Source organism: Pseudomonas sp. MD195_PC81_125 (assembly GCF_014060985.1).
GTDB lineage: Bacteria > Pseudomonadota > Gammaproteobacteria > Pseudomonadales > Pseudomonadaceae > Aquipseudomonas > Aquipseudomonas parakoreensis.
Map to the genome: position 1 here is coordinate 1 of NZ_JABULD010000806.1, position 595 is coordinate 595.

General features: G+C 57.5%; 1 protein-coding gene. It reads right to left on the reverse strand.

Annotated elements, in window-relative coordinates; translation table 11 throughout:
- Positions 1 to 390 (reverse strand): hypothetical protein (locus HT737_RS29410; protein ID WP_182404576.1); only part of this gene is annotated, 390 nt, incomplete at its 3' end.
- Positions 391 to 595: the final 205 nt, after the last annotated feature.

A 595-nucleotide genomic window follows, 5' to 3' on the forward strand; every position in this document is an offset into this window, starting at 1 on the left:
GCGACCGTTCAGGTAGGTGCTGGGCTTGCGCAGCCACTCCTCGGCCCGTGACTGCCTCCCGAAGGCGCGAGTGGCCTTTTCCAGCACCAAGGCATATTGGTAGGCGACGACGCTCTGCTGCGGGTCAAGCCGTACCGTTTTACCTTCCTTCAGTAATCGGCGTACGGTGCTGACCGACTTGCCGGTGATGCGTTTGACCATGTCGCCTTGCAGATAAAGCTCAGAGGTTGAAAGCATGTTGACGACATCGTTCAGCTCAAAACCTTCATCGGTCAGGTCAACGATCAGAAAGGCATCGTCACCTATGTTCCGGCCATTCACGAGCAAGTCGACAGGTCTGCCCTCGGCCCTCTTCACCCCCGTCAGCCGGGGTACCTTGACGCTGGGCATCGTGACCTCCTCCATGGGGCATCTGGCACGATCGGTGCGCCAGTGAAGGCGATGGGAATAAGCAGGCGTTTCGTATTCGAGGTGGGGAGTTCGCATAATCCATCCGTTATCAGAGGCCTGAGCGTCCAAGCCGTTTACGACTTCAATGTCAGCTCCGATGCTATAGATCGCGCTTCCGACGACCAACCTGAGAATGTCGTCGGAA